Source organism: Dialister sp. CAG:357, from assembly GCF_000435155.1.
GTDB classification, from domain to species: Bacteria; Bacillota; Negativicutes; order Veillonellales; family Dialisteraceae; genus Dialister; species Dialister hominis.
The window spans coordinates 1,088-27,213 of record NZ_FR896435.1 but is presented as its reverse complement, the minus strand read 5'-3'; the positions used below and the strand labels follow the sequence as shown (position 1 = coordinate 27,213).

Annotated in this window: 26 protein-coding genes and 1 pseudogene; 3 read left to right on the top strand and 24 right to left on the bottom strand. The window is 45.8% G+C overall.

All coding sequences use genetic code 11. The features are described from left to right. Positions 1–141 precede the first annotated feature (141 nt). From M3200_RS06170 to M3200_RS06120, 11 genes are all read right to left on the bottom strand, one after another. A complete protein-coding gene (locus tag M3200_RS06170) occupies positions 142–630 on the bottom strand; it encodes a ferritin (RefSeq protein WP_022382672.1) in 489 nt (162 codons plus the stop codon). A gap of 186 nt (positions 631–816) precedes the next feature. Then, entirely contained in the window at positions 817–2,115 is a 1,299-nt protein-coding gene (hemL, locus tag M3200_RS06165) for a glutamate-1-semialdehyde 2,1-aminomutase (RefSeq protein ID WP_022382671.1), read from the bottom strand. Next, positions 2,112–3,098, bottom strand: a complete 987-nt coding sequence (gene hemB / locus M3200_RS06160; protein WP_022382670.1) for a porphobilinogen synthase — start codon at positions 3,096–3,098, stop codon at positions 2,112–2,114. Before hemB ends, hemL begins: the two co-directional genes overlap by 4 nt. Position 3,099: 1 nt before the next feature. Then, positions 3,100–4,614: a uroporphyrinogen-III C-methyltransferase gene (gene cobA / locus M3200_RS06155; protein WP_022382669.1), complete on the bottom strand. Its 1,515-nt coding sequence runs from the start codon at positions 4,612–4,614 to the stop codon at positions 3,100–3,102. Positions 4,615–4,636: 22 nt separating this feature from the next. Then, on the bottom strand, positions 4,637–5,566 hold the full coding sequence (hemC, locus tag M3200_RS06150) for a hydroxymethylbilane synthase (protein ID WP_022382668.1): 930 nt from the start codon (positions 5,564–5,566) through the stop codon (positions 4,637–4,639). Further along, entirely contained in the window at positions 5,556–6,839 is a 1,284-nt protein-coding gene (hemA, locus tag M3200_RS06145) for a glutamyl-tRNA reductase (RefSeq protein ID WP_022382667.1), read from the bottom strand. The genes hemC and hemA overlap by 11 nt, the downstream gene beginning before the upstream one ends. Further along, the gene (locus M3200_RS06140) at positions 6,808–7,425 is read right to left on the bottom strand and encodes a precorrin-2 dehydrogenase/sirohydrochlorin ferrochelatase family protein (RefSeq protein WP_231939306.1); all 618 of its coding nucleotides are present in this window, start codon (positions 7,423–7,425) and stop codon (positions 6,808–6,810) included. The genes hemA and M3200_RS06140 overlap by 32 nt, the downstream gene beginning before the upstream one ends. A gap of 192 nt (positions 7,426–7,617) precedes the next feature. Then, entirely contained in the window at positions 7,618–8,400 is a 783-nt protein-coding gene (rnhB, locus tag M3200_RS06135) for a ribonuclease HII (RefSeq protein WP_022382665.1), read from the bottom strand. Further along, positions 8,397–9,257: a ribosome biogenesis GTPase YlqF gene (gene ylqF, locus M3200_RS06130; RefSeq protein WP_022382664.1), complete on the bottom strand. Its 861-nt coding sequence runs from the start codon at positions 9,255–9,257 to the stop codon at positions 8,397–8,399. The genes rnhB and ylqF overlap by 4 nt, the downstream gene beginning before the upstream one ends. 156 nt (positions 9,258–9,413) lie before the next feature. Beyond that, positions 9,414–10,406, bottom strand: a complete 993-nt coding sequence (locus M3200_RS06125) for an inorganic phosphate transporter (protein ID WP_022382663.1) — start codon at positions 10,404–10,406, stop codon at positions 9,414–9,416. After that, on the bottom strand, positions 10,399–11,025 hold the full coding sequence (locus tag M3200_RS06120) for a DUF47 domain-containing protein (RefSeq protein WP_022382662.1): 627 nt from the start codon (positions 11,023–11,025) through the stop codon (positions 10,399–10,401). Before M3200_RS06120 ends, M3200_RS06125 begins: the two co-directional genes overlap by 8 nt. Before the next feature lie 373 nt (positions 11,026–11,398). Between M3200_RS06120 and rbr the strand changes: the two are divergent. After that, positions 11,399–11,944, top strand: a pseudogene (gene rbr / locus M3200_RS06115) (rubrerythrin). Positions 11,945–12,040: 96 nt separating this feature from the next. On the opposite strand, the gene rnc reads toward rbr, so the two are convergent. The 8 genes from rnc to M3200_RS06075 form a co-directional block, all read right to left on the bottom strand. Further along, the gene (gene rnc / locus M3200_RS06110; protein ID WP_022382659.1) at positions 12,041–12,775 is read right to left on the bottom strand and encodes a ribonuclease III; all 735 of its coding nucleotides are present in this window, start codon (positions 12,773–12,775) and stop codon (positions 12,041–12,043) included. Continuing rightward, complete coding sequence (gene fabF, locus M3200_RS06105) at positions 12,772–14,019, bottom strand: beta-ketoacyl-ACP synthase II (protein ID WP_022382658.1); 1,248 nt, start codon at positions 14,017–14,019, stop codon at positions 12,772–12,774. Before fabF ends, rnc begins: the two co-directional genes overlap by 4 nt. Positions 14,020–14,211: 192 nt before the next feature. Further along, positions 14,212–14,445, bottom strand: coding sequence for an acyl carrier protein (locus M3200_RS06100; protein WP_008858827.1), 234 nt, complete (start codon positions 14,443–14,445; stop codon positions 14,212–14,214). A 45-nt stretch (positions 14,446–14,490) separates the two neighbouring features. Continuing rightward, positions 14,491–15,234, bottom strand: coding sequence for a 3-oxoacyl-[acyl-carrier-protein] reductase (gene fabG, locus M3200_RS06095; protein WP_022382657.1), 744 nt, complete (start codon positions 15,232–15,234; stop codon positions 14,491–14,493). A gap of 2 nt (positions 15,235–15,236) precedes the next feature. Further along, positions 15,237–16,175: an ACP S-malonyltransferase gene (gene fabD, locus M3200_RS06090; RefSeq protein ID WP_022382656.1), complete on the bottom strand. Its 939-nt coding sequence runs from the start codon at positions 16,173–16,175 to the stop codon at positions 15,237–15,239. A gap of 107 nt (positions 16,176–16,282) precedes the next feature. Continuing rightward, positions 16,283–17,275, bottom strand: a complete 993-nt coding sequence (locus M3200_RS06085) for a beta-ketoacyl-ACP synthase III (RefSeq protein WP_022382655.1) — start codon at positions 17,273–17,275, stop codon at positions 16,283–16,285. Between the two features lie 3 nt (positions 17,276–17,278). Continuing rightward, on the bottom strand, positions 17,279–18,343 hold the full coding sequence (gene plsX / locus M3200_RS06080) for a phosphate acyltransferase PlsX (RefSeq protein ID WP_022382654.1): 1,065 nt from the start codon (positions 18,341–18,343) through the stop codon (positions 17,279–17,281). Positions 18,344–18,355: 12 nt separating this feature from the next. Next, entirely contained in the window at positions 18,356–18,880 is a 525-nt protein-coding gene (locus M3200_RS06075) for a DeoR family transcriptional regulator (protein ID WP_022382653.1), read from the bottom strand. A gap of 631 nt (positions 18,881–19,511) precedes the next feature. Between M3200_RS06075 and M3200_RS06070 the strand changes: the two genes are divergently transcribed. Further along, the gene (locus M3200_RS06070; protein ID WP_022382652.1) at positions 19,512–20,642 is read left to right on the top strand and encodes an NAD(P)H-dependent flavin oxidoreductase; all 1,131 of its coding nucleotides are present in this window, start codon (positions 19,512–19,514) and stop codon (positions 20,640–20,642) included. A gap of 63 nt (positions 20,643–20,705) precedes the next feature. On the opposite strand, the gene pyrE is transcribed toward M3200_RS06070, so the two are convergent. From pyrE to M3200_RS06045, 5 genes are all read right to left on the bottom strand, one after another. Further along, entirely contained in the window at positions 20,706–21,296 is a 591-nt protein-coding gene (pyrE, locus tag M3200_RS06065; protein ID WP_022382651.1) for an orotate phosphoribosyltransferase, read from the bottom strand. Next, the gene (gene pyrF, locus M3200_RS06060) at positions 21,293–22,033 is read right to left on the bottom strand and encodes an orotidine-5'-phosphate decarboxylase (protein ID WP_022382650.1); all 741 of its coding nucleotides are present in this window, start codon (positions 22,031–22,033) and stop codon (positions 21,293–21,295) included. Before pyrF ends, pyrE begins: the two co-directional genes overlap by 4 nt. 248 nt (positions 22,034–22,281) lie before the next feature. Then, positions 22,282–23,202, bottom strand: a complete 921-nt coding sequence (locus M3200_RS06055; protein WP_414437782.1) for a hypothetical protein — start codon at positions 23,200–23,202, stop codon at positions 22,282–22,284. A 35-nt stretch (positions 23,203–23,237) separates the two neighbouring features. After that, positions 23,238–24,185 (bottom strand): phosphodiester glycosidase family protein, encoded by a 948-nt coding sequence (locus M3200_RS06050; RefSeq protein WP_022382648.1) that lies wholly within the window; start codon positions 24,183–24,185, stop codon positions 23,238–23,240. Positions 24,186–24,212: 27 nt separating this feature from the next. Next, the gene (locus tag M3200_RS06045) at positions 24,213–25,118 is read right to left on the bottom strand and encodes a polysaccharide deacetylase family protein (RefSeq protein ID WP_022382647.1); all 906 of its coding nucleotides are present in this window, start codon (positions 25,116–25,118) and stop codon (positions 24,213–24,215) included. Positions 25,119–25,472: 354 nt separating this feature from the next. Here M3200_RS06045 and M3200_RS06040 point away from each other — a divergent pair. After that, on the top strand, positions 25,473–26,126 hold a 654-nt coding region (locus tag M3200_RS06040), incomplete at its 3' end, for an N-acetylmuramoyl-L-alanine amidase family protein (protein ID WP_288178186.1).

Sequence of the window (26,126 nt, the reverse complement as noted above, 5' to 3'; positions counted from 1 at the left end):
TTAAGTGTTCAACTTAATTATACAATCCGCCAAAATTCTGTAAAGAAGAATGACACGGCAAATAAAACGATTGGAGGAGATTTATCCTTTTTAAAAAACAAAAGAACGGCACCAATAAGGTGCCGTTCTTCCATAATACGATTAACGATCAGCAAGATGAGCGTCGAACATGTAGAGCAGTCCATCGCAGTCTTTTGCTTTTTCGAAGCCCGCAACATTGTCTCTGGCGTTGACTTCTTCTTCAACCTGTTCAGTCAGATACCACTGCAGGAAAACTTCTGTTTCCAGATCTCCTTCTTCGCGGGCAAGTTTGAAAATGCTGCGGATGGAAGCAGATACTGCTTCTTCATGTGCAAGAGAATCTTTAGCAACATCGAGAGGATTGCTGTAGTGTTTCTTTACGCCGGCAATATCGGTGAAATCAACAACGCCATCTCTGTCTTCAATGTAGCCGATCAGTTTCAGTGCATGTGTTCTTTCTTCTTCATACTGTTTGTCGAGCCATTTAGCATAGCCGTTCAGAGCCAGGTTTTTCATGTCATGAGACATGGAGCGGTACAGATAGCCAGATGCGAATTCCATGTTGACCTGTGCAACAAGGGCCTTCAGAAGCTTTTCAGATAATTTCATAAGGCATTCTCCTTTGTATCCAATAACCAATGGTAAGGCTCATTATCGAGCCTTATATATATATATATTATAACGCCGGACACGGCGAGTGTAAAGAGAAAATACGCTTATTCATTTATAAATATCTATAGTTTATAAACTATTTTATCATCCTCAGATCATGCTGAATCCCTTTGCTGGTACCAGCTACGCTTTTGCAGCTTCCTCCATTGCCTTGCGGGATGCTGCAATGGAACGTTCGATATCCTCATCTGTATGTGCCCAGGACATGAACAATGTTTCGAACGGGGATGGTGCCAGGTAAACATGCTGGTCAAGCATGGAAAGGAACCATGCCTTGAACTGAGCTGCATTTGCTTCACAGGAGTCCTGATAATTAAGGACATCCTTTTCGGAGAAGAAAATGCCGAACATGGATCCGGACTGATGGCAGATGAGAGGAACGCCTGCCTTGTCTGCAGATTCCTTCCATCCTTCCAGAAGAGCACTTGTCTTTTCGGCCAGCTTCTTATCGAGATCCGGAATGTTCATCATCTGCCTGATTGTTTCAATCCCTGCAGTAACAGCAAGCGGATTGCCAGACAGGGTTCCTGCCTGATAAACAGATCCGTCAGGGGCAATGCAGGCCATGATTTCCTTCCTGCCGCCATAGGCAGCAGCTGGAAGGCCTCCGCCAATGATCTTTCCGAGACAGGTCATATCCGGATGGATATGATAGAAGCTCTGCGCTCCATGTGATGAAGTGCGGAAGCCGCACATGACTTCGTCAAAAATCAGGACAGTGCCTTGTTTTGCCGTCTCTTCTCTCAGTGCTTCCAGGAAACCCGGAACCGGCAGTACACATCCCATATTCCCTGCTACCGGCTCAACAATGACAGCTGCTATCTCGTCGCCTTCAGCATCCATTATGGCTTTAAACGCCGGGATATCATTGTATGGCGTAACGAGGGTATCTTTGGCTGTTCCCTTTGTAACACCCGCACTGTCAGGCTTTCCGAAGGTAGCTGCACCGGAGCCTGCCTTTACAAGAAGGCTGTCCCCATGCCCGTGGTAGCAACCCTCGAACTTGAGAATCTTATCTCTTCCCGTGTAGCCTCTTGCTGCCCTTAAGGCGCTCATGGTTGCTTCCGTTCCGGAATTGACCATTCTTATTTTTTCAATGGAAGGATATACGGAATGAATCAGTTCTGCAATTTCCGTTTCCTTGAGTGTCGGTGCGCCATAGCTGGTGCTATTTTCCGCTGCCTTGCAGATAGCTGAAATGACAGCCGGATGAGCATGGCCAAGAATCATCGGACCCCAGGATCCGACATAATCTATGTATGTATTTCCATCGATATCTGTAATATGAGAGCCTTTAGCGCTTGCAATGAATGGTGGCGGGCAGCCCATATGCGGATAGGATCTGACCGGGCTGTTTACGCCGCCAGGCATAAACTTTCTTGCTTCTTCAAATGCCGCCTTGGATTTCTGAAGGTCAATCATCTTCCGGATTCCTCCTTAAGCCATTTTGCTACATCCGGAGCATGATAGGAAATGATGATGTCCGATCCTGCGCGTTTCATGCTGAGGAGTGATTCCATAACGATTCTCTTCTCATCAATCCAGCCCTTGGCTGCGGCAGCCTTCACCATGGCATATTCGCCGGATACATTGTACACGGCAACCGGTCTGTCCACGCGGTCGCGGACCTGACGGACGATATCAAGATATGCGAGTGCAGGTTTTACCATGATAATATCTGCGCCCTCTTCCATATCCAGATCTACTTCCTTCATAGCTTCTCTGCTGTTTGCCGGATCCATCTGGTATCCTCTTCTGTCACCGAACTGCGGTGCAGAATCAGCAGCATCACGGAATGGACCATAATAGCCGGATGCATATTTAACAGCGTAAGACATGATGATTACATTCTGGAGATCATTCTTGTCCAGTGTTTCACGAATGGCCGCAATACGTCCGTCCATCATATCGGAAGGCGCTACAATATCGGCACCTGCTTCTGCCTGGGAAAGAGCGACTTTCGCAATCAGTTCCAGTGTCGGGTCATTATCTACTTCATGTCCTTTAAGAACTCCGCAGTGGCCGCTTAAGGTGTACTGGCAGAGGCAGACATCCCCAACGATAACAAGATCCGGGACAGCCGACTTGATAGCTTTGATTGCGCGCTGAACAGGGCTTGTCATGTCCCATGCAGAAGAACCGATTTCGTCCTTATATTCAGGAAGGCCGAATACTTCAACTGCCGGAATTCCAAGTTTATAGACTTCTTCAGCCATTTTGACTGCATTGTCTACGGACAGATGATACTGTCCGGGCATGCTCGGAATTTCTTCCTTAACATTCGTACCGGGAACGACGAAAATCGGATATACGAAATCATTGATTTCCAGAGAATTTTCTCTGACCATGCTGCGTATTGCATTTGTTCTTCTCAAACGACGCGGACGAAGTGTATTTAATTTCATATTAATGAACTCCCTTCTCGATAGCATCTACAAGGCCGTCAATTGTGTAAACATCAGAAACAACATCCGGCTCCAAGTGATATTTCCTGCATGAATCAGCTGTAATAGGCCCAATGCATGCAAGCTGGACCCCTTTCAGGAGTTCGGTGCGGCCATCAAGCTGGTCCATGAAATTATAGACTGTTGATGAACTTGTGAAAGTAACAATGTCTGCTTTCTTATTTTCAAGTATTTCAAGAAGCTTTTCTTTTCCACCCTTGTCAGGATGCGTTGTATACGCTTCAACAACGTTCACATCGCAGCCCATGGATTCCAATCCTTCCGGAAGGACGCTTCTTGCCACTTTGGCACGGGGAATCAGAATCTTATCCCCTACTTTGACAAGCGATCTCATTTCTTCGACAAGATCTTCCGCTTTATACTGCTTAGGCACGCAGTCGGTATTCAATCCGTACTTTTTGAGTTCCTTGGCGGTAGCAGGTCCAATGGCTGCCAGTTTGAGATGGCCGACAGATCTGAGATCCTTTCCTTTCTCAAACAGGCGGTTGAAGAAATAGTTGACGCCGTTCTGGCTTGTGAATATCAGCCAGTTATATTCATCTAAATGTTCAATGCCATCATCCATGCCTGCATAATCATCAGAAGGCTCTTCAATCGAAATGGTGGGAATTTCAATGCAGCATGCGCTTCTTTCTTCCAATGCGTTGGCAAGGCGGGATGCCTGTGTACGTGATCTTGTAATGATGATGCGCTTTCCAAATAACGGGCGGTTATCGAACCAGCGCATTTCTTCTCTCAGTTTTACAACATTTCCGACGACAAATACGGCCGGTGGCTCAATGCCTTTTTCGACAACATCCTTGGCTGCATTTTCCAGTGTCGTTGTATATGTTTCCTGATACGGCCTTGTGCCCCATCTTACAAAAGCCGCAGGTGTATCAGGGCTTCTGCCATACTTCATCAGCTGGGAAGCAATCAGTTCCGTGTGGCCGACGCTCATCAGGAAAATCAATGTGTCAGAGCCGCAGGCAAGCTTATCCCAGTGGATGGAAGACTTGTCTTTTGTCGGATCTTCATGACCGGTAATAACCGTAAAGGAAGCTGCAACACCTCTGTGAGTTACAGGGATGCCTGCGTAAGCCAGCGCAGCTATTGCGCTTGTTACACCCGGAATTTCTTCAAAGGCAACTCCCGCCTTGCGCAGTACTTCGATTTCCTCCCCGCCGCGGCCGAAGACGAAAGGATCGCCGCCCTTCAAACGGGCAACTATTTTGCCTTCCCTGCCTTTTTCCGCCAGAAGCTCACTGATCTCATGCTGTTTCATCGTGTGGCAGCCCACTTTTTTGCCAACATAAATATATTCAGCATCAGGTTTTGCGAACTTCAATATTCTCTTATCTGCCAGGTAATCGCCGACAATGACGTCCGCCTCTCCCAGGCACCGTTTCCCTTTCAAAGTCAGCAGTTCCGGATCCCCGGGGCCAGCCCCGATCAGATAAACTTTTCCCTTGTTCATGTACGTCTCCTCACTCGTATGGTTATATTTTTTGAAGATTTTTCAAGATTTCACGGCCGCCGGCATTCAGCAGTTTTTCCGCCAGTCTTTCGCCAAGAGCTTCCGCTTCTGCATCCGAGGCTCCATCCTCGCCCCTGTACAATTCTTTTCCATCCGGCGAAGCAATAAAGGCCTTGGCCACAATTTTCTTTCTTCCATCAGGAACCACGAATATTCCGGCCGGAACTTTGCAGTCGCCGCCTACTTTGGCAAGAAAGGCTCTCTCTGCCCTGATGCAGTAAGCAATATTCGCATTATGCAGGAAAGAAACCGCTTCCAGCGTATCTGCATCATCCGTTCTGGCCTCTATCGCCATGACGCCCTGTCCGGCAGCCGGTATGCTGTCATTCGTATCAATATACGATTTGATTCTTCTATCCAGCCCGAGTCTCTTCAAGCCTGCTGCAGCAAGTATGACTGCATCATATTCTCCTTCATCAAGATGCCGCAGTCTTGTCTGTACATTGCCGCGAAGGGATTTAACGGTAAGATCCGGTCTGTAATGAAGAAGCTGAGCCTGTCTTCTCAAGCTTGATGTACCGACAACAGCATGCTGCGGAAGTTCATCCAGTGATGCATATTTCCCTGATACAAATGCATCTCTTGGATCTTCACGGGAAGTCACAGCTGCCAGAGTCAGTCCATCAGCCAGTTCTGCCGTCATGTCTTTCAAGGAGTGAACCGCCAGATCCGCCTGCCCTTCCAGAAGCATCACTTCGAGCTCTTTTATAAAGAGCCCTTTCCCTCCGATTTCAACGAGCGGCCTGTCGAGAATCTGATCCCCCTTGGTCGTTACAGGAAGAAGCTCCACATCGATTTCCGAATGTGCTTCCTTAATTTTACCGGCTACATAACGAGCCTGCCAAAGTGCCAATAAACTTTCACGGGTTGCAATGACGATCCTATTTTTCAAGTTCCTGCCCCTTTCTGACGTCCAGCTTGAACAAGCGTGTCAAAGCAATTTTATCCGGGGTTTCCCATTCTGTCCCCGCATGCTCATTCAAATGGATCATTGGTTCCCTAAGTATTTTGCGTACGATCATATGAGTCATATGATTCAGTACTCTTTTATCCTCATCGGTAAGGCCATCAATTTTGGCCATACCTTTTCTCATTTCCCTCTGCCTGATTTCCTCTGCTTTGTCTGACAGGGAAACCATGACAGGCCGGGTGCTGAGATAAGTAAATCTCTCTTCAATGGAGCGGATTTCTTCCTCAACGATAATTTCCGCTCTTTCCGCTTCGCCTTCTCTGAAACGGATATTCTTTTCAACGATTCCCTGAAGGTCATCCATGTTATACAAGGAAACATTACGGATATTTCCAACTTCAAGCTCTATATCGCTTGGTACTGCAATATCGATGGCAACAAGCGGCTTGACGCTTCTTCTCATCATCAGGTTCCTGACATCCCATGCTTTTACAATATACTGGGATGCACCGGTAGCGGTTACGATGATATCAATATCATCAGCATGTGAAAGTGCATTGGCAAACGGAACAGCTTCCCCATCAAACTTGCCTGCCAGTTCCAGTGCTTTGTCGTAATGACGGTTTGTAATGACAAGGCGGCTGAGTCCCTTTCCCTGAAGATTCTTAACTAAAAGCTCAGCTGCTTCGCCTGCGCCAAATACCATAGCGCTCCTGCCTTCCAGGCCGTTTAAAATTTTCTCTGCCAGTTTTACCGCTGCATAGCTGACTGAGACGGCACTGTATGCAATCTGCGTCTCTGTTCTTACACGTTTCCCGGTTGTAATTGCACGGTGGAATAAAGTATTCAGTATTGTTTTTGTTGCTTTTTCAGCCAGTGCCAGCGTATAAGCCGTCTTGATCTGATTTAATATTCCGCCTTCGCCAATGACCATGGAATCAAGGCCGGAAGCAACTTCAAACAAATGACGGATGCATTCCTCTCCTTCATAATAGAAGAAATATTCATCCCTGGATTCACTATTTCCGGACAGAGCCAGGAAAAACTTCATTAATCCTTCCCTTGATCCTGCATCGCCGAGAACTGCATAAATCTCGGTTCTGTTGCATGTAGAAAGGATAACGGCCTCATTGATCCCTGACTGCTCATCCAGATGACGCAGGCCGCTTCTGGCGCTTTCCTCCGAAACGGCAAACTGCTCGCGAATAGTTACGGGCACAGTCTTATGATTTAACCCCAAAACTACCAATCGCATGACGTACACACTCCTCTGCTTCGTCTAAATTTCCCTGTAATACAAGATCCATAATCTGATCGTTAAAGGCAGCATGCCAAAATTCCTCGCGTACCTTGCTGTCGGCAATGCCGGCCCTGACTTCAAGCCTGATTGCCTCCACCCTGTCCAGCCATCGGGGAAAGTCCGAAGGTATTTTATTTTCAAGCCATTTTTTTACATACCTGGACATAGCTGGTGATCTGCCGTCGGTGGAAACGGCTATCTGTATCCCTCCAGTCCTAAAGCTTGCCGGAATCGTATAATTCCCAAGCTCTGGAAAGTCTGCCGCATTATAAAGGAATCCATGCGCGATGGATTCCTTTCTTATGTCTTCCGCTACATCCCGCCGGCCTGCCGCAGTGATTACAATCTGATACCCGTTCCAGTCATTGGCGGTATAAGTCCGTTTTTCCCATTGAATATCCTTATTCACGGCCATATCGCCAATTTCACTGCAGGCTTCAGGTGCCAGTACAGTAATCAATGCTTTCTCCTTCAGCAGTTTCCTAATCTTTCGAAGTGCAATATGCCCTCCTCCGATTACGAGACACGGAATACCTTCCACTTTTAGATTGACAGGATACAAACAAATACACCTCAATATAAGTAGGATAAAAGCTCATTGAGAGCTTTTTATTTCTTAAGCTGATTATAATTATTCTATCTTTAAAATTGTAACACTGAATGCCATTCATGACAACAAAGATGCATGGATAACTTATCAATATTACGCGAAATAATGAACAATGTGTTCCTATTATTTCTGCTCAATGCAAGTGCCTTCTAAAATCATGCTTTTTATGGGTTCAAAGCTCTTTCTATGAATCGGAGTAATGCCAAGCTGATGGATTGCTGAAATATGATCGGCTGTGCCATATCCCTTATTTTGCTTGAATCCATATCCAGGATACCTGGCATCATATTCATCCATCAATGAATCCCTGTATACTTTGGCAACAATCGAAGCCGCAGCGACAGAAGCGCTGATAGCATCACCATGAATCAAAGAAATCGTAGGAATTGAAAAGTGGAGCGGCATGGCATCTACGATGACAGTTTCCGGTTTTACCTTGAGTTCTTTGACCGCACGGTACATGCACAGCATGGTTGCTTCATAGATATTCAGCGAATCAATTTCTTCCGGAGACATGCTTACAATGGAGTAGTCTACAGCTGCATCCCTGATTTTCCGGGACAGTTCTTCCCTGTGTCTGGGCGTTACTTTTTTGGAATCATTAAGACCGGATGCAAACCAGTGCGCCGGCAATATGACAGCTGCTACGGTAACGGGTCCGGCAAGCGGGCCTCTTCCCACTTCGTCAATCCCTGCAATAAGGTTGATTCCTTTTTTGTAGAACTCGCTTTCCTTCTCATACATGGATTCCACGCGCAGGCGTTCTTCGCTTTCGCGTCTCAGCCTGTTCATGTAAGAAACCACGGCTTGTTCGACACCTTTGCGCTCATCAGACAGAATTTCTTCCATCAATGACGCCGGCACATCATCATTTTTCAGGATGTTCCTGATTTCCTGAATTGTCATTCGTCTTTCCCTTCCGGTATTGGATCTAATGTAATTCTTCCAAGCTTGCCATTTCGGAAATCTCTTAAAACAACCATCTCTGCCCGGTCAAAATCTATATTCCCTCCGGGGAGCAGGCAGCCTCTCCTTCGTCCGGCCTGTTCAAGAAGAACCTGCGGATCCTGATCCGGATTTTCTATATTATATTGTTCCTTTAATATTTCCGGAGAAGTCTTGGCCAGAGATGACATGAGTTCAGCCACAACTTCGCTGGCATTGAACACATCCCCGGCAATCGCTCCTGTAGCTGCCAGCCTCAGTGCAGCAGTCTGATCATCAAACTTTGGCCAGAGCACGCCTGGCGTATCAAGGAGATCCAGCCCTTCAGAAAGGCGCACCCACTGTTTTCCTCTCGTATGGCCTGGTGTATTGGCTGTTCTTGTCGCTGCTGTTCCTGCAAGAAAATTAATCAATGAGGACTTGCCTACGTTCGGTATCCCCAAAATCATCAGACGGACAGAGCGGCTTTTCATTCCTCTCCTCTTCCATTTTGCAAGAATCGGTTCTGCTGTATCACGGATAACCTGCAGCAGTTTTTTCTTGTTCTTGCTGTTTCCTACACTCATGGGCAAAACGGGGATGCCCTTTTTTTCATAATATGAAATCCACTGGTCAGTTGCTCTTGGGTTGGCAAGATCCGCCTTGTTTAAAATAATGATTCTGGGCTTTCCTGATACAAGCTCTTCTACCATGGGATTGGCACTTGAAACAGGGATTCTGGCATCGAGCAATTCGGCGACGACATCCACTGCTTTCAAATGCTCTTCTATCATTCTCTTCGTTTTGGTCATATGACCGGGGAACCACTGAATAAGCACTTTATTTCCTCCTGCGTATTTTACTTTTATACTTATTTTATCATAAACAGCACTATTATAATGGCAATATATCCATCAGGTTTCTGTAACTACAATGAAAACAAAAAGCACCGTGACTTGAACGCCTCAGTGCTTTTATGATCAGTACTTCTGTATTTAATAAATATGTCTGATTACAAGATATACGAATGCTCCGACGGCTGCCGTACACGGAATCGTCATTACCCAGGCAGATACCATCTGATAAGCAACGCTCCAGTGAACAGCACGGAATCTTTTAGCCCAGCCGACCCCCATAATGGAACCGGTAACAACATGCGTTGTGGAAACCGGGAGATGAAGCATCGTAGCTGTAAAAATGATCGTTGCAGAGTTCAAGTCTGCAGCAAGGCCGTTGACAGGCTGCATGCGGAAAATTTTATTGCCGACAGTACGGATGATTTTCCAGCCGCCAATACTTGTTCCGAAGCACATGGCAAGAGCGCAGGCAACTTTTACTTCCCACGGAACTTCAAGCGCTCCGATATAGCCGCCAGAAAGAAGTGCCAGCGTGATAATACCCATGGATTTCTGAGCATCATTGGAACCATGGGAAAATGCCATAAGTGCGGCAGAAAGGATCTGAATATGGGTAGAGACATAGTTGACTCTGGACTTGCCTACGTTGCGGAAAACAAGGTATAGAAGAGTCATTAAGATGTAACCCATGACAAGTGCTACTACAGGCGAGCAGACGAGGCCAAGAACAATAGTCAGAACGCCGGCCAGATGAATGGCACCCGTTCCGTAAGAAATGATGACTGCGCCGATAACGCCGCCGATCAGTGCATGAGAGGAGCTCGAAGGCATCCCGATTCTCCAGGTAAAGAGATTCCAGAGGATGGCAGATGCCAGAGCCGCAGCCAGAACAACAGAATCGACCATGTGAGGAGATGTAACTATCTCTCCGCCGATAGTTTTAGCAACGCCCGTTGAAATCATTGCACCAACAAAGTTCAATATAGCCGACATAATGATCGCAACACGAGGACTTAATGCGCGCGTTGCAACACAGGTGGCAATTGCATTGGCCGTATCATGAAATCCGTTGATGAAATCGAAGCACAGTGCCAATACAATAACGACTCCAATCATGTAGATATCAGGCATATTTCATGACCACCTCTTTAATCAGGTTTCCCACCTTCTCTGCACGATTAGCGGTATCTTCCATCGCTTCCATGATTTCCTTCCACCGTATGATTTCCATGACTTCATGGGTACCGTCAAAAAGATCTGAAATCGCATTTCTGTAAACAGCATCGCCTTCACTTTCCAGCGAATTGATCTTTCTTGTACGTTCCCCTATTTCAGTTTCATTCTTGTCTATATCTTTCAGAAGACGGAAGAGGATAATCAGTTCATTGGACATTTCAATAAGGATTTCCGACATACGCAGCGGAAGTTCCCAGCCAATTCCCGCATGATAAAGCTTCAGGCTCAATACGACATCCTGTACATCATCAACGCAGTCATCAAGTGTACTGGTCAAGAGGAAGAAGTCTTCCCTGTCAATCGGAGTAATGAATACATGACGCATCTTGGTAGTAATTTCATGAGTTACACGATCTGCGGAATGCTCCAGATTCTTTACTTCTTTGGAATAACGTTCCAGCTTGGAAGGATCCTGAAGAACCTCTTTTGCCATGACAGTTCCCTTGTGGAAATATTCCGCATTTGTCACAAGAAAATCAAAGAACTCTTCATGCTTGTTAACCAGACTAAACATGATATCGGATATCCTCCATTTTTTAATATTATTATTAATTTTATGAAAAATTTACTCTATTTCCAATGTTACCTTACCTGTGTAAAATGTATGTAAATTTTGTGCTTACAAAGTCAAGTTTTTATATGATTTTTGTATTAGGAAGTTATGTACCTATTCCTTTTAGCTATAATGGTATTCAGGTCTCAATTAAGAGCATCCAATGGCAAATTTATAGCCGATTCACCTGTCAAACCGGCCGCAAGTCATATATGAATTGACATAAATACCCAATGAACCTATACTGAAAATAAAAGAAGCGGATATGCAAAGCCGCTCGTTTTTTTAGGGTAAAGGAGAATATATCATGAACAGAGAAAAGATTGCGGAAGAAATGGCGCGCCTCAAAGGCACAGAAACAGAAAAGAATCTGCGTGCAGCATATGCCGGTGAATCGCAGGCTCATGTAAAATATAATCTTTTTGCCAATAAAGCTGAAAAGGATCCGGACTGCTCCCGCCAGATTGCTGACTTATTCAGAGAAACAGCCAATAATGAAAGAGCACATGCCAAGATCTAGTTCTGGCTTGTCGGAGATCTGAAAAAATCGACCGCTGAACATCTGGAGATGGCTGCCGAAGGCGAACACGATGAATGGACCTCCATGTATCCTGAATTTGCTGAAACCGCTAAATAAGAAGGCTTCCCGCAGATTGCATTCCTTTTCTCCAAGGTCGGCGAAATTGAAAAGTCCCATGAAACCCGCTACTAGCTTCTGCTTGCCAATGTAGAAAACGAAAGGTTGTTCAAGAGAGGTGAAAAGAAGCACTGGATCTGCTCCAACTGCGGATACACGGTTGAATCTGTAGAAGCTCCTATTGAATGTCCTGTCTGCGGTCACCCAAGATCTTTCTTCGAAATCAAAGCTGAGAATTATTAAGATTTCGTCTGCCTTCGATTTCTTACTTAAATATGAATCAATGTAACAAAAAAAGCTGTGAAAATGATGATTCGTTTTCACAGCTTTTTATTTTCGTTAAAAGCGTTCTCCCTTATGGATACGCTCTATTGCTTCCTTGGCAGCTTTCTGCGCTGCTTCCTTTTTATTTTTTCCAACGCCCGTACCGAAGTCTTTGCCATTAATCATGATCTTCATCCAAATGGTCTTGTCATGATCGGGGCCTTCATCCCTGACAACGTCATAGCGGATATCCACGTCTCCGTGCTTCTGCGCCAGTTCCTGAAGATCGGATTTGTAATCATGATCATAATCGCCCTGATCAATCAGATCAAGGAACTTTTTCAGATGCCCCAGGATAAAACGGGCAGCGACTTCATAATTATTATCCAGATAGATGGCACCGATAACAGCTTCAAAGGCATCTCCAAGAATCGAAATCCTTGTACGCCCGCCGGAAAGTTCTTCGCCCTTTCCAAGACGCATGTACTTCCCTACCTGAAACTTGGCAGCACATTCCGCACAAGCCGGCTTGCATACTGCACTGGCTTTTGCTCTCGTCAGTTCGCCTTCCGGCCATGACGGGAAACGCAGAAAAAGATATTCACCGACAACAAGATCCAGGACTGCATCGCCTAAAAACTCAAGTCTCTCATTGTCATGGATCACTTCATTCTTATGTTCATTCGCATAAGACGTATGTGTCAATGCAGTATTTAGCAGCTGAATGTTCTGCACAGGAATCTGATTTTCTTCAGCAAATTCCCTCACTTCTGCGAGACGTTCCTTCCGTCTTATTTCCGAATGATTCATTCTTCATAGCGCCTCAGGATAACAACAGCATTATGTCCGCCAAAGCCGAATGCATTGGACATGGTTACATCAACCTTCATGTCTCTCGGGCCTTCCGGAGCGTAGTCAAGATCACATTCCGGATCCGGAGTAACCAGGTTCAGTGTCTGATGAACCTTATTGTTCATAATGGACATGACGCAGACGATTGCTTCAACTGCGCCTGCAGCGCCAAGAAGATGCCCTGTCATGGATTTTGTTGAATTGACAACGATATCATAGGCATGTTTTCCAAGTACTTTCTTGATTGCCTTGGTTTCGTTCTTGTCGTTAAGACCTGTGGATGTGCCATGCGCATTGATGTAATCGATGTCTTCCGGAGAAATTCCTGCATCATCGATAGCTTTCTGCATGCAGCGTGCTGCAAGTTCGCCATCCGGTCTTGGAGCTGTAATATGGTATGCATCACCATTTGTGCCGTAGCCGATAACTTCAGCATAAATATGTGCGCCTCTGTTTTTAGCGTGTTCCAGTTCTTCAAGAATCAGGACGCCGCTGCCTTCACTGAGAACAAATCCGTCACGTCTGATATCAAACGGGCAGGATGCTTCTTCCGGAGGGCAGTCTCTTGAGGAGAGTGCTTTCATGGCAGCAAATCCAGCCATCGGTGTCTTCGCTACTGCAGCTTCGGTGCCGCCGGCAAACATGACATCGGCATCACCGTACTGGATCATTCTTGTTGCTCTTCCAATTGCATTGTTGCCGGAAGCGCATGCTGTTACATCAGCAAGTACCGGTCCCATCAGGCCGAATGTAATGGAAATCTGGCCGGAAGCCATGTTTGCAATCATCATCGGTACAGCAAACGGGTTGACCTTTGCAGAACCGCGGGTATCGATGCGGTGTACGGTATCTTCCATTGTCTTGATGCCGCCGATGCCCGTTCCGATGATGGTTCCTACACGGTTTGGATCTTCATTAGCCATATCCAGCTTTGCATCGTTAACTGCCATCTTAGCTGCTGCTACAGCGAACTGGGCATTTCTGTCCATGTGACGTACAGCTTTTTTATCTCCAACATATTTTTCAGGATCAAAGCCTTTGACTTCGCCTGCGATCTTTACAGGGAAATCTGTTGCATCAAATTCAGTAATCGGAGCGATGCCGGATTTTCCTGCCAGCAGCGCATCCCAAAATTCTTCTGTTCCAATACCAACAGGGGTTACTGCACCCATCCCTGTAATAACGACTCTTCTCTTTTCCATAAAGGAGCACCTCACTAAAAAAATATGATTATTATGTATTCGATCCCAGGACAAAACCTCAAAAAAACGGATGACAGCAGATACGTAATCCGCTTTTTTGAGGCATTTTCCCCAATTTTCCTTATCATATTGGTTTACCGGGGAAGCAATATACTTCCCCGGCTCCATTATGAATATCAAATTCACTACTTATTACTGAATCTGGCTGTCGATATAGTCTACAGCGTTCTTTACTGTCTTGATCTTTTCAGCAGCATCATCCGGAATTTCAATATCGAATTCTTCTTCGAATGCCATGATCAATTCAACAATATCGAGGGAATCAGCGCCCAGGTCGTCAATAAAAGTGGAATCGATAGTAACGTCAGCTTCGTTAACGCCGAGCTGATCAACTACGATTTTCTTGACTCTGTCAAATGTGCTCATTGAGATTTCACCACCTTTCAAAGTATTCGTACCTTTTAGATTATATTACATAACCATTCCGCCGTCTACATTCAAAACTTGTCCGGTAATATAACTTGCTTCATCAGATGCAAGGAAACATACCGCTTTTGCAACGTCTTCAGCCTGACCCATACGGCCCAGTGGAATGGACTGAAGCATATTAGCCTTGAGATCTTCAGGAATCTTGTCGGTCATATCTGTACCGATGAATCCTGGAGCCACAGCATTTACACGGATATTTCTTGCTGCCAGTTCCTTTGCGCAGGCTTTTGTAAATCCTACAATGCCTGCTTTGGCTGCAGCGTAGTTAGCCTGGCCGATGTTTCCGGTCAGACCAACGACGGAAGAAATATTTACGATTGCACCATTTTTCTTGCGCATCATCATTGCAGCAGCAGCCTTAGTCGTAAGGAATACGCTCTTCAAGTCTGTTGCAATGACTGCATCCCAGTTTTCTTCCTTCATGCGGATCAAAAGAGCATCTCTGTTGATGCCTGCATTGTTTACAAGAACATCGAGACCGCCGAATTCTGTCTTGATCGTTTTGAAAATACGATCGACATCTTCGCTGACTGAAACATCTCCCTGAATGGTGAATGCTTTTCCGCCGGCATTTTCGATTTCAGTCTTTACTGCTTCTGCAGCTTCGCGGCTTCCTGCATAGTTGAGAGCTACTGCATATCCTCTTGATGCGAGCATGAGAGCAATTGCTCTGCCGATACCGCGTGATGCTCCTGTTACAAGTGCTGTCTTTCCCAGATTCTCCATCATTATTCTCCCTTCAATGTTGAAACTACTTCATTTATTGTATCTATATCTTCAGCATGCAGATTGGTGACGGAGCGGTCAATTTTTCTCATGAATCCGGACAGCACGGTTCCAGGTCCTACTTCAACAGTGCAGTCAACACCGCCGGCAATCATATTTCTTACAGATTCTTCCCAGTGTACTGCATGAGCAGCCTGATCCACCAGATTCTTTCTGATCTCATCTGCCTTTGTTTCTTCCTTTGCATTTACATTTGCAAAGACAGGAATCAGTGTATCATGAATTGAGATTGTGTCAAGTACTTCCTTCAGGCGTTTTGCTGCCGGTTCCATCAAAGTCGAATGGAATGGAGCACTGACTTTAAGCATGACTGCTCTTCTTGCTCCGGCTTCTTTAAGTGCGCCGCATGCTTTTTCCACTGCGCCTGCTTCACCTGCAATGACGACCTGTCCCGGGCAGTTGAAATTAACCGCCTGCACAGGTGCATCCTCGGTAGAAACATCTCCGCAGATCTTAACGATTTCATCAGGTGTAAGTCCGATGACAGCAGCCATAGCACCCTTTCCGAGCGGTACAGCTTCCTGCATGAATTCTCCGCGCAGATGAACGGTATGAACGGCATCAGCAAAGGAAAGTGCGCCTGCTGCTACCAGGGCAGAGTATTCGCCAAGACTGTGTCCGGCAGCAATATCTGCTTCAATCCCGTTTTCCTTAAGTACCTGCCATACTGCAACACTGGCAGTAAGAATGGCCGGCTGTGTAAATTCTGTCTTCATCAGTTCGGCGTCCGGACCTTCAAACATCATTTTGGAAATGGAGAATCCAAGGGTATCATCAGCTTCATGAATCAGCGATTTTACAGAATCGTACTTTTCATAAAGATCATGCACCATTCCTACTTTCTGTGAGCCTTGTCCCGGGAAAAGAAATGCAATTTTCATCGTATCACCTCATGTAAATACAGCTTACTTTTTACTATATATTATAGATATAATATTGTCTTATTATCGCGGCGATCAGTCCAACGAATGGATCATGGGAATTCCTGTTACATCCAGCGAAGGACATCACAGCCCCATGTCAAACCTGCTCCAAAGCCTGTCAGGACCACATAGTCCCCGTGTTTTACCAGGCCTGCCCGGACGGCCTCATCCAAAGCAATGCCGACCGATGCTGCAGACGTATTGCCGTAGCGGTCAACATTGACATACATCCGGTCAGACGGGATCGAGAGTTTCTTGGCAAGAGACTGGATGATCCTGTCATTGGCCTGATGGGCAATGAACATATTGATATCTTCCTTCGTAATTCCTGCTTTTTCCAAAGTGCTGAGTGTTGTCTGTCCCATATGACGGACAGCCGCCTTGAACACTTCCGAGCCTTCCATATGGATATAAATACGTTTCGAATCGATGGCTCTGTGCGTAACAGGTTCTGCCACGCCGCTTGCCGGGATATTCAAAATCTTGCCAAGACTTCCGTCGGATCCAAGCTCAGATGCCAGAAGACCGTAGCCTTCATCCACCTGTCCAATGACCGCTGCTCCTGCGCCATCGCCGAAGAGAATACATGTAGAACGGTCCTGCCAGTCAACAAGCCTGGAAAGAATTTCAGCACCTATGACCAGAACATTATCATACATGCCCGCCTTGACCATGTTTGAAGCGCATGCTACCGCATAAATATATCCGGAGCAGCCTGCAGAGATATCCATGGCTCCTGCGTGTTTTGCACCCATCTTGTCCTGAACCATGCAGGCTGTAGAAGGCACGACGTAGTCAGGAGAAGCTGTTGCGACCAGTATGAAATCAATATCATCAATTGTTTTTCCCGCAGCCTCCAACGCTTTTTCAGCTGCTTTCACGCAAAGGTCCGATGTGGTTTCCGATGCGGAAGCAATGTGCCTCGTTGCGATCCCTGTCCGCGTCCGGATCCATTCATCCGATGTATCTACCATCTTTTCCAAGTCGGCATTTGACAGGATTTTCTCTGGCGCGTAGTGGCCGGTTCCAAGAATACCGGCAAATCGTAGCTCAGCCATATATTAAATCTCCTTATCTGTTACTGACTTTTCCTCTTCGCTTTCTGCCTTTGTGCTTTCATTCAGCTGTGCCAGCGTTTCAGTGACTACCTTGTCCAAATTCTCTTTGCAGACATCTTCAGCCATGCGGATAGCATTTTTGATTGCCTTCGCTTTGGATGCACCATGGCAGATAATCAGTCCGCCGTTGATACCGAGAAGCGGAGCTCCGCCATATTCAGCGTAATCCATAGGTTTGGCCAGATATTTCTTCAGTGCCGGAGCAAGAAGCAGCGCTCCGATCTTTGCTCGGATTCCGCCTTTAGTCACTGCGTCTTTCAGCAATGTCTTGACAAGCTTGCCTGCGCCTTCGCCAAATTTAAGGACAACATTTCCTGTGAATCCATCAGTAACGACAACATCAAACTCTCCAGTCATGATATCTCTTCCTTCTGCATTTCCCGAGAAAGGAATAATAGACTGGTTTTGAAGAACTTTGTTTGCTTCTGTTACAAGCGGGCTTCCCTTCGTATCTTCTTCACCGATGTTCAAAAGACCGATACGCGGATTCTTGATGCCTGCCACTTTAGAAGCATAAATATATCCCAATATTGCATTCTGGACATACGTTTCTACCTTGGGCTGGGCACTTGCGCCTGAATCAATCAGGTAAGTGTACCTTCCCTTTTCATTTGGAATTGGAGTCAGTATGGCAGGACGTTCAATCCCCTTGATTCGTCCGATTCCAAGAAGTCCGGCAGTGACAGCTGCACCAGTAGATCCCGGAGCGACGAGAGCTCCGCATTCCTTGGCTCTCACAAGACGGGCTCCGACTGATACAGATGCATCCTTCTTCTTACGATAAGCCAGTCCGGGATGTTCTCCCATTTCAATGACTTCAGACGCATGGTGAATTTCTATCAGAGGATTGTTCTCTTCATGATTATTTTTCAGAATCGTTAAAATCTGTTCTTTGTCCCCTACAAGCACAACCGGAATCTTGAATTCTCTAACGGCTTGTATGGAGCCCAATACAATTTCAAGCGGCGCAAAATCGCCGCCCATTGCGTCAACGGCTATTTTTTCCATGGAATGCCTCCATCAGTTTAAAATCTCCATAATGAATTTCGCGCGGTAAACTTCTATGTCGCCGTCAAAAAATCCAATATATATGTACTTTTTCTTGCCTCTCATCAGTACGATTCTGCCCTTGACGGCCAGAACGGTATTCGGCTTTACCGGAACTTTGTATTTAATATTTCCGACCTGTGTGGGTGCAAAAGGGACACCAGCCAGCTTCTCTGCAAAATTTGAGGCTGCACCATAAAGTTTGTCACCTGCCACTGCTCCTGTTGAATCCGCCATTTCAGATGTTGTCCGGAAAAGGCCTACACCCTTCACACCGACATCGAGATCCAATACGTGAACACCTTCAACGTACTCGGAAGGATGTCCGAAAACGAGCTGTTCCATCCGTTCGCGCATTTGCGGAATCCCCAGCGTCTGCCTATCCAGACGGATCGTTGCTGAGGACACAGAAAAATGCTTTGCCAGATCTTCATCTGTCAGGCACGGATTTTGACGCAGTATTTTCTGCATTTCTTCTCTTCTGGCATTTTTATCCATTTTACGTTTTCACCCACCTTATATCACCTGCCGATAATACTATACCACAATCACGCAAGTCCTGTATAACTTATTTTGAAAACTAGTGTGCATCTGCATTCATCAAAGCCCGTAAATCCTGCCTTTTTCGTCTCCATGCCCTCCCGTTTCTTAAAGATATATTTTAAGATATATTTTGGCAATTTTATCCTCCAATCCATATTCCCGCACCGTTTTGCCATGATTTGGAAAACCATGTTCTGAATCAAAGAAAGTCTTGCTATAACTCGATGAATTTTTAACTGGTTCATTGTATAATAGATATACAGTCATCAGGCAGCATGCTTTTCATCTGCCTGGATTTCCTGAATATAGAGGACCTGTCATTCTTAGCGGAGGAAGAAAATTCCCTTGCCCCACTGCGGTTCAAGGGAAAATTTTATTTTGATAATTAAAACTAATTTTTATTTTTGTTTTAATCTTATGGCAGTCTCTTTCTCAATATCATGATTGACTTATTTCGTTTCTTATCATAAACTACAATAAACACGGAATATAAAACACAAGTTTTAATCGCTAAACTTAGTTAAACACTTTCTGTTAATCGTATATATATTTCGAAAGTATTTTTGCATCTTTTAGGAGTGATAATATGCAATTACCCGCATTACACATTGGCGAATTAACCGCCAGAGTCCCGATCGTCCAGGGTGGTATGGGAATCGGCGTAAGCCTTTCCGGTCTCGCCGGGGCAGTCGCACGTGAAGGCGGCGTAGGTGTCATTTCCGCTGCCCAGGTCGGTTTTAATGAACCAGACTTCATGACCAATACTGTTGAGGCCAACAAGAGAGCTCTCGCCAAACAGCTGAAGAAAGCACGCGAAATTGCCGGGGACGGTATCATAGGTGTCAACATCATGTGGCGCGGACAGCATTACGAAGACTATGCACGCTGTGCTGTTGAAAACGGCGCCAATATCATTTTCTCCGGTGCTGGCCTTCCATCTGACCTTCCGGACTGCGTTGAAGGCACTTCCACCAAAATCGCACCGATTATCGGTTCCCCGAAGGCAGCACGCGTCATTCTCCGTCTTTGGGAAAGACATCATCACCGCACAGCCGATATGATTGTTATTGAAGGACCTAAGGCTGGCGGCCATCTCGGCTATACCCGCGAACAGGTGAAAATGCATGAGAGTGACGGCTACGAAAAGGAAATCGAGGAAATTCTTGATGTCGTCAAAGAATTTGAAGAGAAATTCAACAAGAAAATCCCCGTTGTTTTCGGCGGCGGCATTTTCGATAAGAAGGACATTGAACACTACCTCTCGCTGGGTCTTTCCGGCGTACAGATGGCTACGCGCTTTGTTGCTACCAAGGAATGCGATGCTTCTGATGCGTTTAAGAATATGTACGTCAAAGCAAAGGAAGGCGATGTTACCATCGTTCAGAGTCCGGTCCATATGCCGGGACGCGCTCTGCTGAATCCTTTTGTCAAAGCTTTCCGCCAGTACAGAATTCCGGTCACCAACTGCTTCCACTGCCTGAAGACCTGCGATCCGGCTACTACCCCCTACTGCATCTCCATGGCACTGATCCGTGCCGTCCGCGGAGATGTCGATCATGGTCTGGTATTTTCCGGTGCTAATTCGTGGAAGATCGACAAAATCACAACCGTCCACGATCTGATTCAGGAACTCACCCAGGATCCGGTTGATGAAACAATCCCGACGGATGCCTCTGATAAGACAATCCCTGTTGAACAGGTAAAGAAACAAGCATAACGAAAATAAAAAACGTCCGGCTCAGACCGGACATTTTTTATTGCTTTGATTTTTCTATCCTGATTATTTTTCCAAGTGATGGCTTCCGCGTTCAGTCAGAGGAACTCCGGCCTTGCACAGCGGGCAGTCTTTCGGATCATAGGTCGGGACTGTCAGATTCAGGAGCGGGAACACTTTTTCCTGTGGAACTCCAAAGTCTGCCTTGCCGCCGGAGCGGTTGACCAGAAGGCCGATGCCTACGATATCTCCGCCTGCCTTATTGACTACATCCACGACTTCTTTGATGGAGCTGCCGGTGGTAACGATATCTTCAACAATCAGCACTTTTTCACCTGGCGCAATGGTGAATCCGCGTCTGAGTGTCATCTTGCCATTTTCACGTTCTGTAAAAATGGATCTGACTCCAAGGATTCTTGCAGTAACCTGCGAGAGGATAATTCCGCCGGTAGCCGGTCCGATAACTGTTTCGATTCCCTGGTCCTTGAAATGTTCTGCAATTTCCCTGCAAAGTTTTTCTGTGTATTCAGGATGCTGGAGAACGTTGAATTTTTCTACATAAAGCGGGCTGTGGAGGCCGCTGGTCAGAAGAAAATGTCCCTCTAAAATAGCTTTGGTTTCCTTTAGTAAAGTTTCTACTTCCTTCTCATTCATCATGCATTCTCCTTTATCTCTTTTAAAATCAGGCGGGTTGCTGCCTTCGGATCAATTGCCTGTGTAATAGGACGGCCAATGACCAGCATTGAAGCTCCGTCTTTAAATGCCTGGGATGGCGTTGCTATACGCTTCTGGTCATCCGTCTGTGCAAATGCAGGACGTATGCCCGGCGTAACGATGAGAAAATCATCTCCAGCCATCTCACGGATGGAAGTTGCTTCCTTCGGGGATGCTACGACACCGTCAACGCCTGCCTCCTTGGCAAGGGATGCCAGTTCAAGTACATGATCCTGGATCGGAAGATGTCCTCCGATTTCCTGCCAGCCTTTATCATCAAAGCTGGTAAGAACTGTTACTGCCAGAATCTTTGGTCTTTCCACTTCTAATTCATCAGCGGTTATTTTGGCATAACGCGCAGCAGCCTGCATCATGGCTCTTCCACCTCCAGCATGGACCGTAATAAGATTTACGCCTAATCTGGTAACGGAAGCGACGCTGTGTCCCACCGTATTCGGAATGTCATGCAGCTTTAGATCCAGGAACACCTTTTTCCCATGTTCCTTCAAATAATGGATCGTTGCGCTGCCGGCACTATAATAGAGTTCCATTCCTACTTTATAATAGGAAACCAGATCACCTAACTCATCAACAAGCGCTTTCATACTGTCAAAAGAATCTACGTCAAGCGCTACGATCAGACGATCATCCGCTTTATAGATTTCCTTTTCTTCTTCCATGCTCGCTCTCCCTTCCTGACTATAAATATATATCCGATTCATTATACCATTTAAACCCGGCAATGACACTTAATTTTCTCCGGATATTTTCTTTTGCACTCATTTTTAATCTTGATAAAATAAATTCATTTTCTTTTGTTATTTTCTTTCTATGCACATACCGATTCACAAGATTTCAATAAAAAACCGTACCGGCTTTGATTTTTTGCCGGTACGGTTTTTGCTGCCTGAGAAAGGCTCATATTTCACTATTTTGTCGAAGCGGAAGCCGCCTGAAGAGCTGCTTCATGGATCATATGCACTGTGACAGAGTTGAAATCAACAGGTGACGGGAGTGCCTTTACTTCTTTGAAGCCTACTCCGAGCTTGCCCGTATAATACGCGACGGCTTCTCCCTTTGAATTAATCTTGGCGGCATAAATTGTCTTGTCATCGCCAAGACCTACGAGGCGGAAAGCACCAGAAGGTGAAATGACGCGCCAGGAGCTGTCATCGCCGTTAAATGTATACATGATGCCCTTCTGGCTGTCGTCGTAGAAGAGTCTGTCTTCATCATAGAATACAGCAATCTTGCCGATATGGGAGGTCTGCACGTAAATACGGCGTGTGTCATAGTTGGCATCCGTACGGTAAATACGGTACAGTCCCCTTCCGACTTCCATCTTCATGTAAACTGCATTGGTCGCTGTAGAATAAGCAACGGATACGATTTTGGCATCACGCGGAAGATCCCTGATCGGTGCATCTGACTCATGAGTCGTACCTTCAGGATTGTAACGGGCCAGCGTCACGTCCCAGCGCCCGCCATTCCAGTGAATAGGATACAGCGCCATCAGTGCCAGATTGCGGTCAGGCATCCATTCGAAGAAGGATACGCCCTGATTCTTCAGATCCACCTTCTGCGGATTGCTGAGGTCTTCAGCTTTATAAATGGTGACCGAGTCAGCTGTTACGTCAGCCATGTACTTGTAATCGTAGGAATAATACGCTTTCCCCTTGACGTTTACCTTGGAGAAAGTCTTTTTCCCTTCTTTTTCTGCTGCTTCTGCTACTTTATCCTTTACATCGGACATGTCGTAGTCTCCGCTTGCAAGCGGTGCAAATAAGACCCTGTCCATGTAAAGGTAGGCGCCTGCCTGAACCGTTAATCCAAGAGCAAAGCAAATCATAAATTTCGTAATTTTATTTTTCAATCTGCTCCTCCTTATTTAACGATAAACGCGGTCGGAATCATTCTTTCGCCTAAAAGGTCGGCAGGTTTATTGACTACCTTGCCATTATAGTAGAGCGTGGTAGAAGAACCGCCGTCAAGGTTGGCGGCAATATAAGCGCCGTTTTCATACATCATGTTCTGCGCATCCACGAGTGTTGCCCCTATGCTGTATCCTGGCTGTCTTCCATCAATAACGAGGAACATGATTGTTCCGTCTTTCTTCTGCCCGATAGCAGATCGTGGTGAAATACCCCATCCGCCATCGCCGTTTTTAATTACTTTTTCACCGTTAATGATAAGCGGCGGTCCGAAGGTCAGTCCTTCAACAGCCCCCAGATCACTCAGCTGCTTCTTATTGTAGTTGCCGGCTATCAGGTTTCCGCTCTTGGTCAGGCCAACAAAATCGACCTTTTCCTTATCATCGACCTGCTGTCCTAAAAGGTACTTCCCTTCATGGAGAATAAATCCGTAAGGAAGCCTGCCTGTCCCCGTGCCGTTCGGATCATAGAATCCGCCGCCGTTAATGGCTGCCACGGCATTGTTCTTCTTTGCAATATTGCTTGTCGTATCCCCCTTCTCGTTGATATCCTCAGCCATTGCCACCTGAACGCGCGTCGGGTTCGGAATTTCAAGAAGGTATCCGACAAATCTTGACGTTTCAATCTTCTTCAAATTCAAAGTGGGATCTGTACGAAGCTTGAACGAGAAAACTTTCTGCGTGTCTGTCGTTGTCACAGTTCCGAGAATCTGGTTCAGTTCATCCTTGTTATACAGCCAGGTAATGTACTGCGGATGGCGGGAGCGCATGATCGCACCGACTACGGCCCTCTTCAGATTCGGGAAAGGTCCGAACAGTACGACGATCGGCGATGTGAACAGGAAAAACAAAAGTGTGATTATGACGAACTTTACAACAATATTATTAAAAATACGTTTCATTCTCTCTCCTAAACGTTTCTGCAACCATTAAACAGTAGAATAATTATCCTTACTCAAGCGTTCCGAGAAGCGTGCCAGTGAAATGTCATTTCCGATATAAGCGCGTTTTAATTCAAACGGATAGCTGCCTACATGTGCGCGCCCTGCATCTGTAGTAACTGCCATCTTGATGCCTGCTTTCTTGCATACATCAATGACTTCATCATCATAATCGCCATACGGATATGCAAGCCAGACATTATCTATCCCAAGCTGATACTTCAGAGCCTGATTGGCACCTACGATTTCACGTTCTTTTTCCGCTCTGGTCTTGAGATTGTGCAGCTTTGGATGAGAAAGCGTATGGTTGGCAATCGTAACAGTGTGGCTGTTTGCCATTTCGCGCAGCTGATCCCAGGTCATGCGGTTATAGGGCTTGCCCACGTCATCAGTAACAAGGAAGAGTGTCCATGGGAATCCGTACTCTTTCATCAGAGGATAAACGACCGTATAACTGTCCAGATACCCATCATCAAAAGTGATGCAGACCGGCTTTTCCGGAAGTGGAGCGCCCTTTGTGACATAGTCATACAGTTCCTTCATGGTAATCGGATGATATCCATGATCACGAAGATAATTCATTTGAATTCTCAGGTTTGCTTCACTCATAATAGCTGCGTTGCCTGACTGGTTCCCGATCATATGGTACATCAGGATGGAAACGCCCTCGGGAACCGTATACTTGACATCCGGTCCTCTGTGGACAACCGCTTCTCCAGGCTTTAATGCCGCCGTACTTTTAGATGCAGCAGCCGGCACTGTAGATGCTGCAACAGCTTCAGGTTTTCCTGCAGCATTTCCGCTAAAACCATCCAGAGCAAAACAGGATACAGACAGCAAAGCTGCTGCGGCAACGAGCGCTGCCTTTTGCCAGCTTTTCAAAGATATCTTCAATTTCTAAGTCTCCTTCTGGTATTGAAACTTACATTACACCTATTTTGACAATACATAGTACATTTTACTACGAATTCAATAATAAAACAAAATTCTTTCATGAAATTTTCCATAAACTCTGCATATTCAGCCTTATCAATCCAGAATGGAGCACCCTTAATTGCACGATTCAGCAAGAAATATTTTGTATGGGATGCTCCTCTTTAATCGTAAAATACTATATGCCGCGGGCTCTTTTTAAAGATTGGTTTTTGGGAATCAACATCAATCGTGCTATAATAAATTATGTCACGCAAATGAAAGTAATGAATCCCGGATTACGGGAACGTGGTTTATTACCAGAAAGGATTAAATATGAAGAATCTGTTTAAGTTACTTATTCCTCTCTTGGTACTTCTTCTGATACCGTTCGGATCCACATCTTTGGCAAAGGATGCGCAATTGACCGATTTCCGCTGGACATCCAGGAATGATGGAAATCCGCCTTTCGTCCGGATCGTCATGGATTTATCCAAAGCGGTTCATGCAGAAGCCGCAATGGATGATTCCGGCAAAAATTTAGAGGTCATCTTAAGAAATACCAGTAAAGGCGGCACGGCTTCCCAGTTTGACAATATGGATAAAAGGGCAGTTGATTTTGCGACATTGTCCGAAAAGGATGGAGACACATACCTGGATGTCGCCTTATCCAAATCACAGAAGATGGATGACATCCGTGTTTTTGCGCTTCGTCCGGACAGCAAATTGAACAAGCCTCATCGTTTAGTCGTAGATATACCGATTCCGGGAGCAAAACAGACTTACACAAAACCGGCCAAGAGTGTTTCAACACCTGCTGTGGCTGCTCCTTCTGCCAAGACGTATGATGTCTCTGACAAAGCGAAAGACGTCCTGAAAGGTAAAATTATTTGTCTTGACCCGGGACATGGCGGAACAGATACCGGTGCTATCGGACACCTTGACAAAAAGGATATTTATGAGAAGGATATCACCCTCTCCATCGCTCTT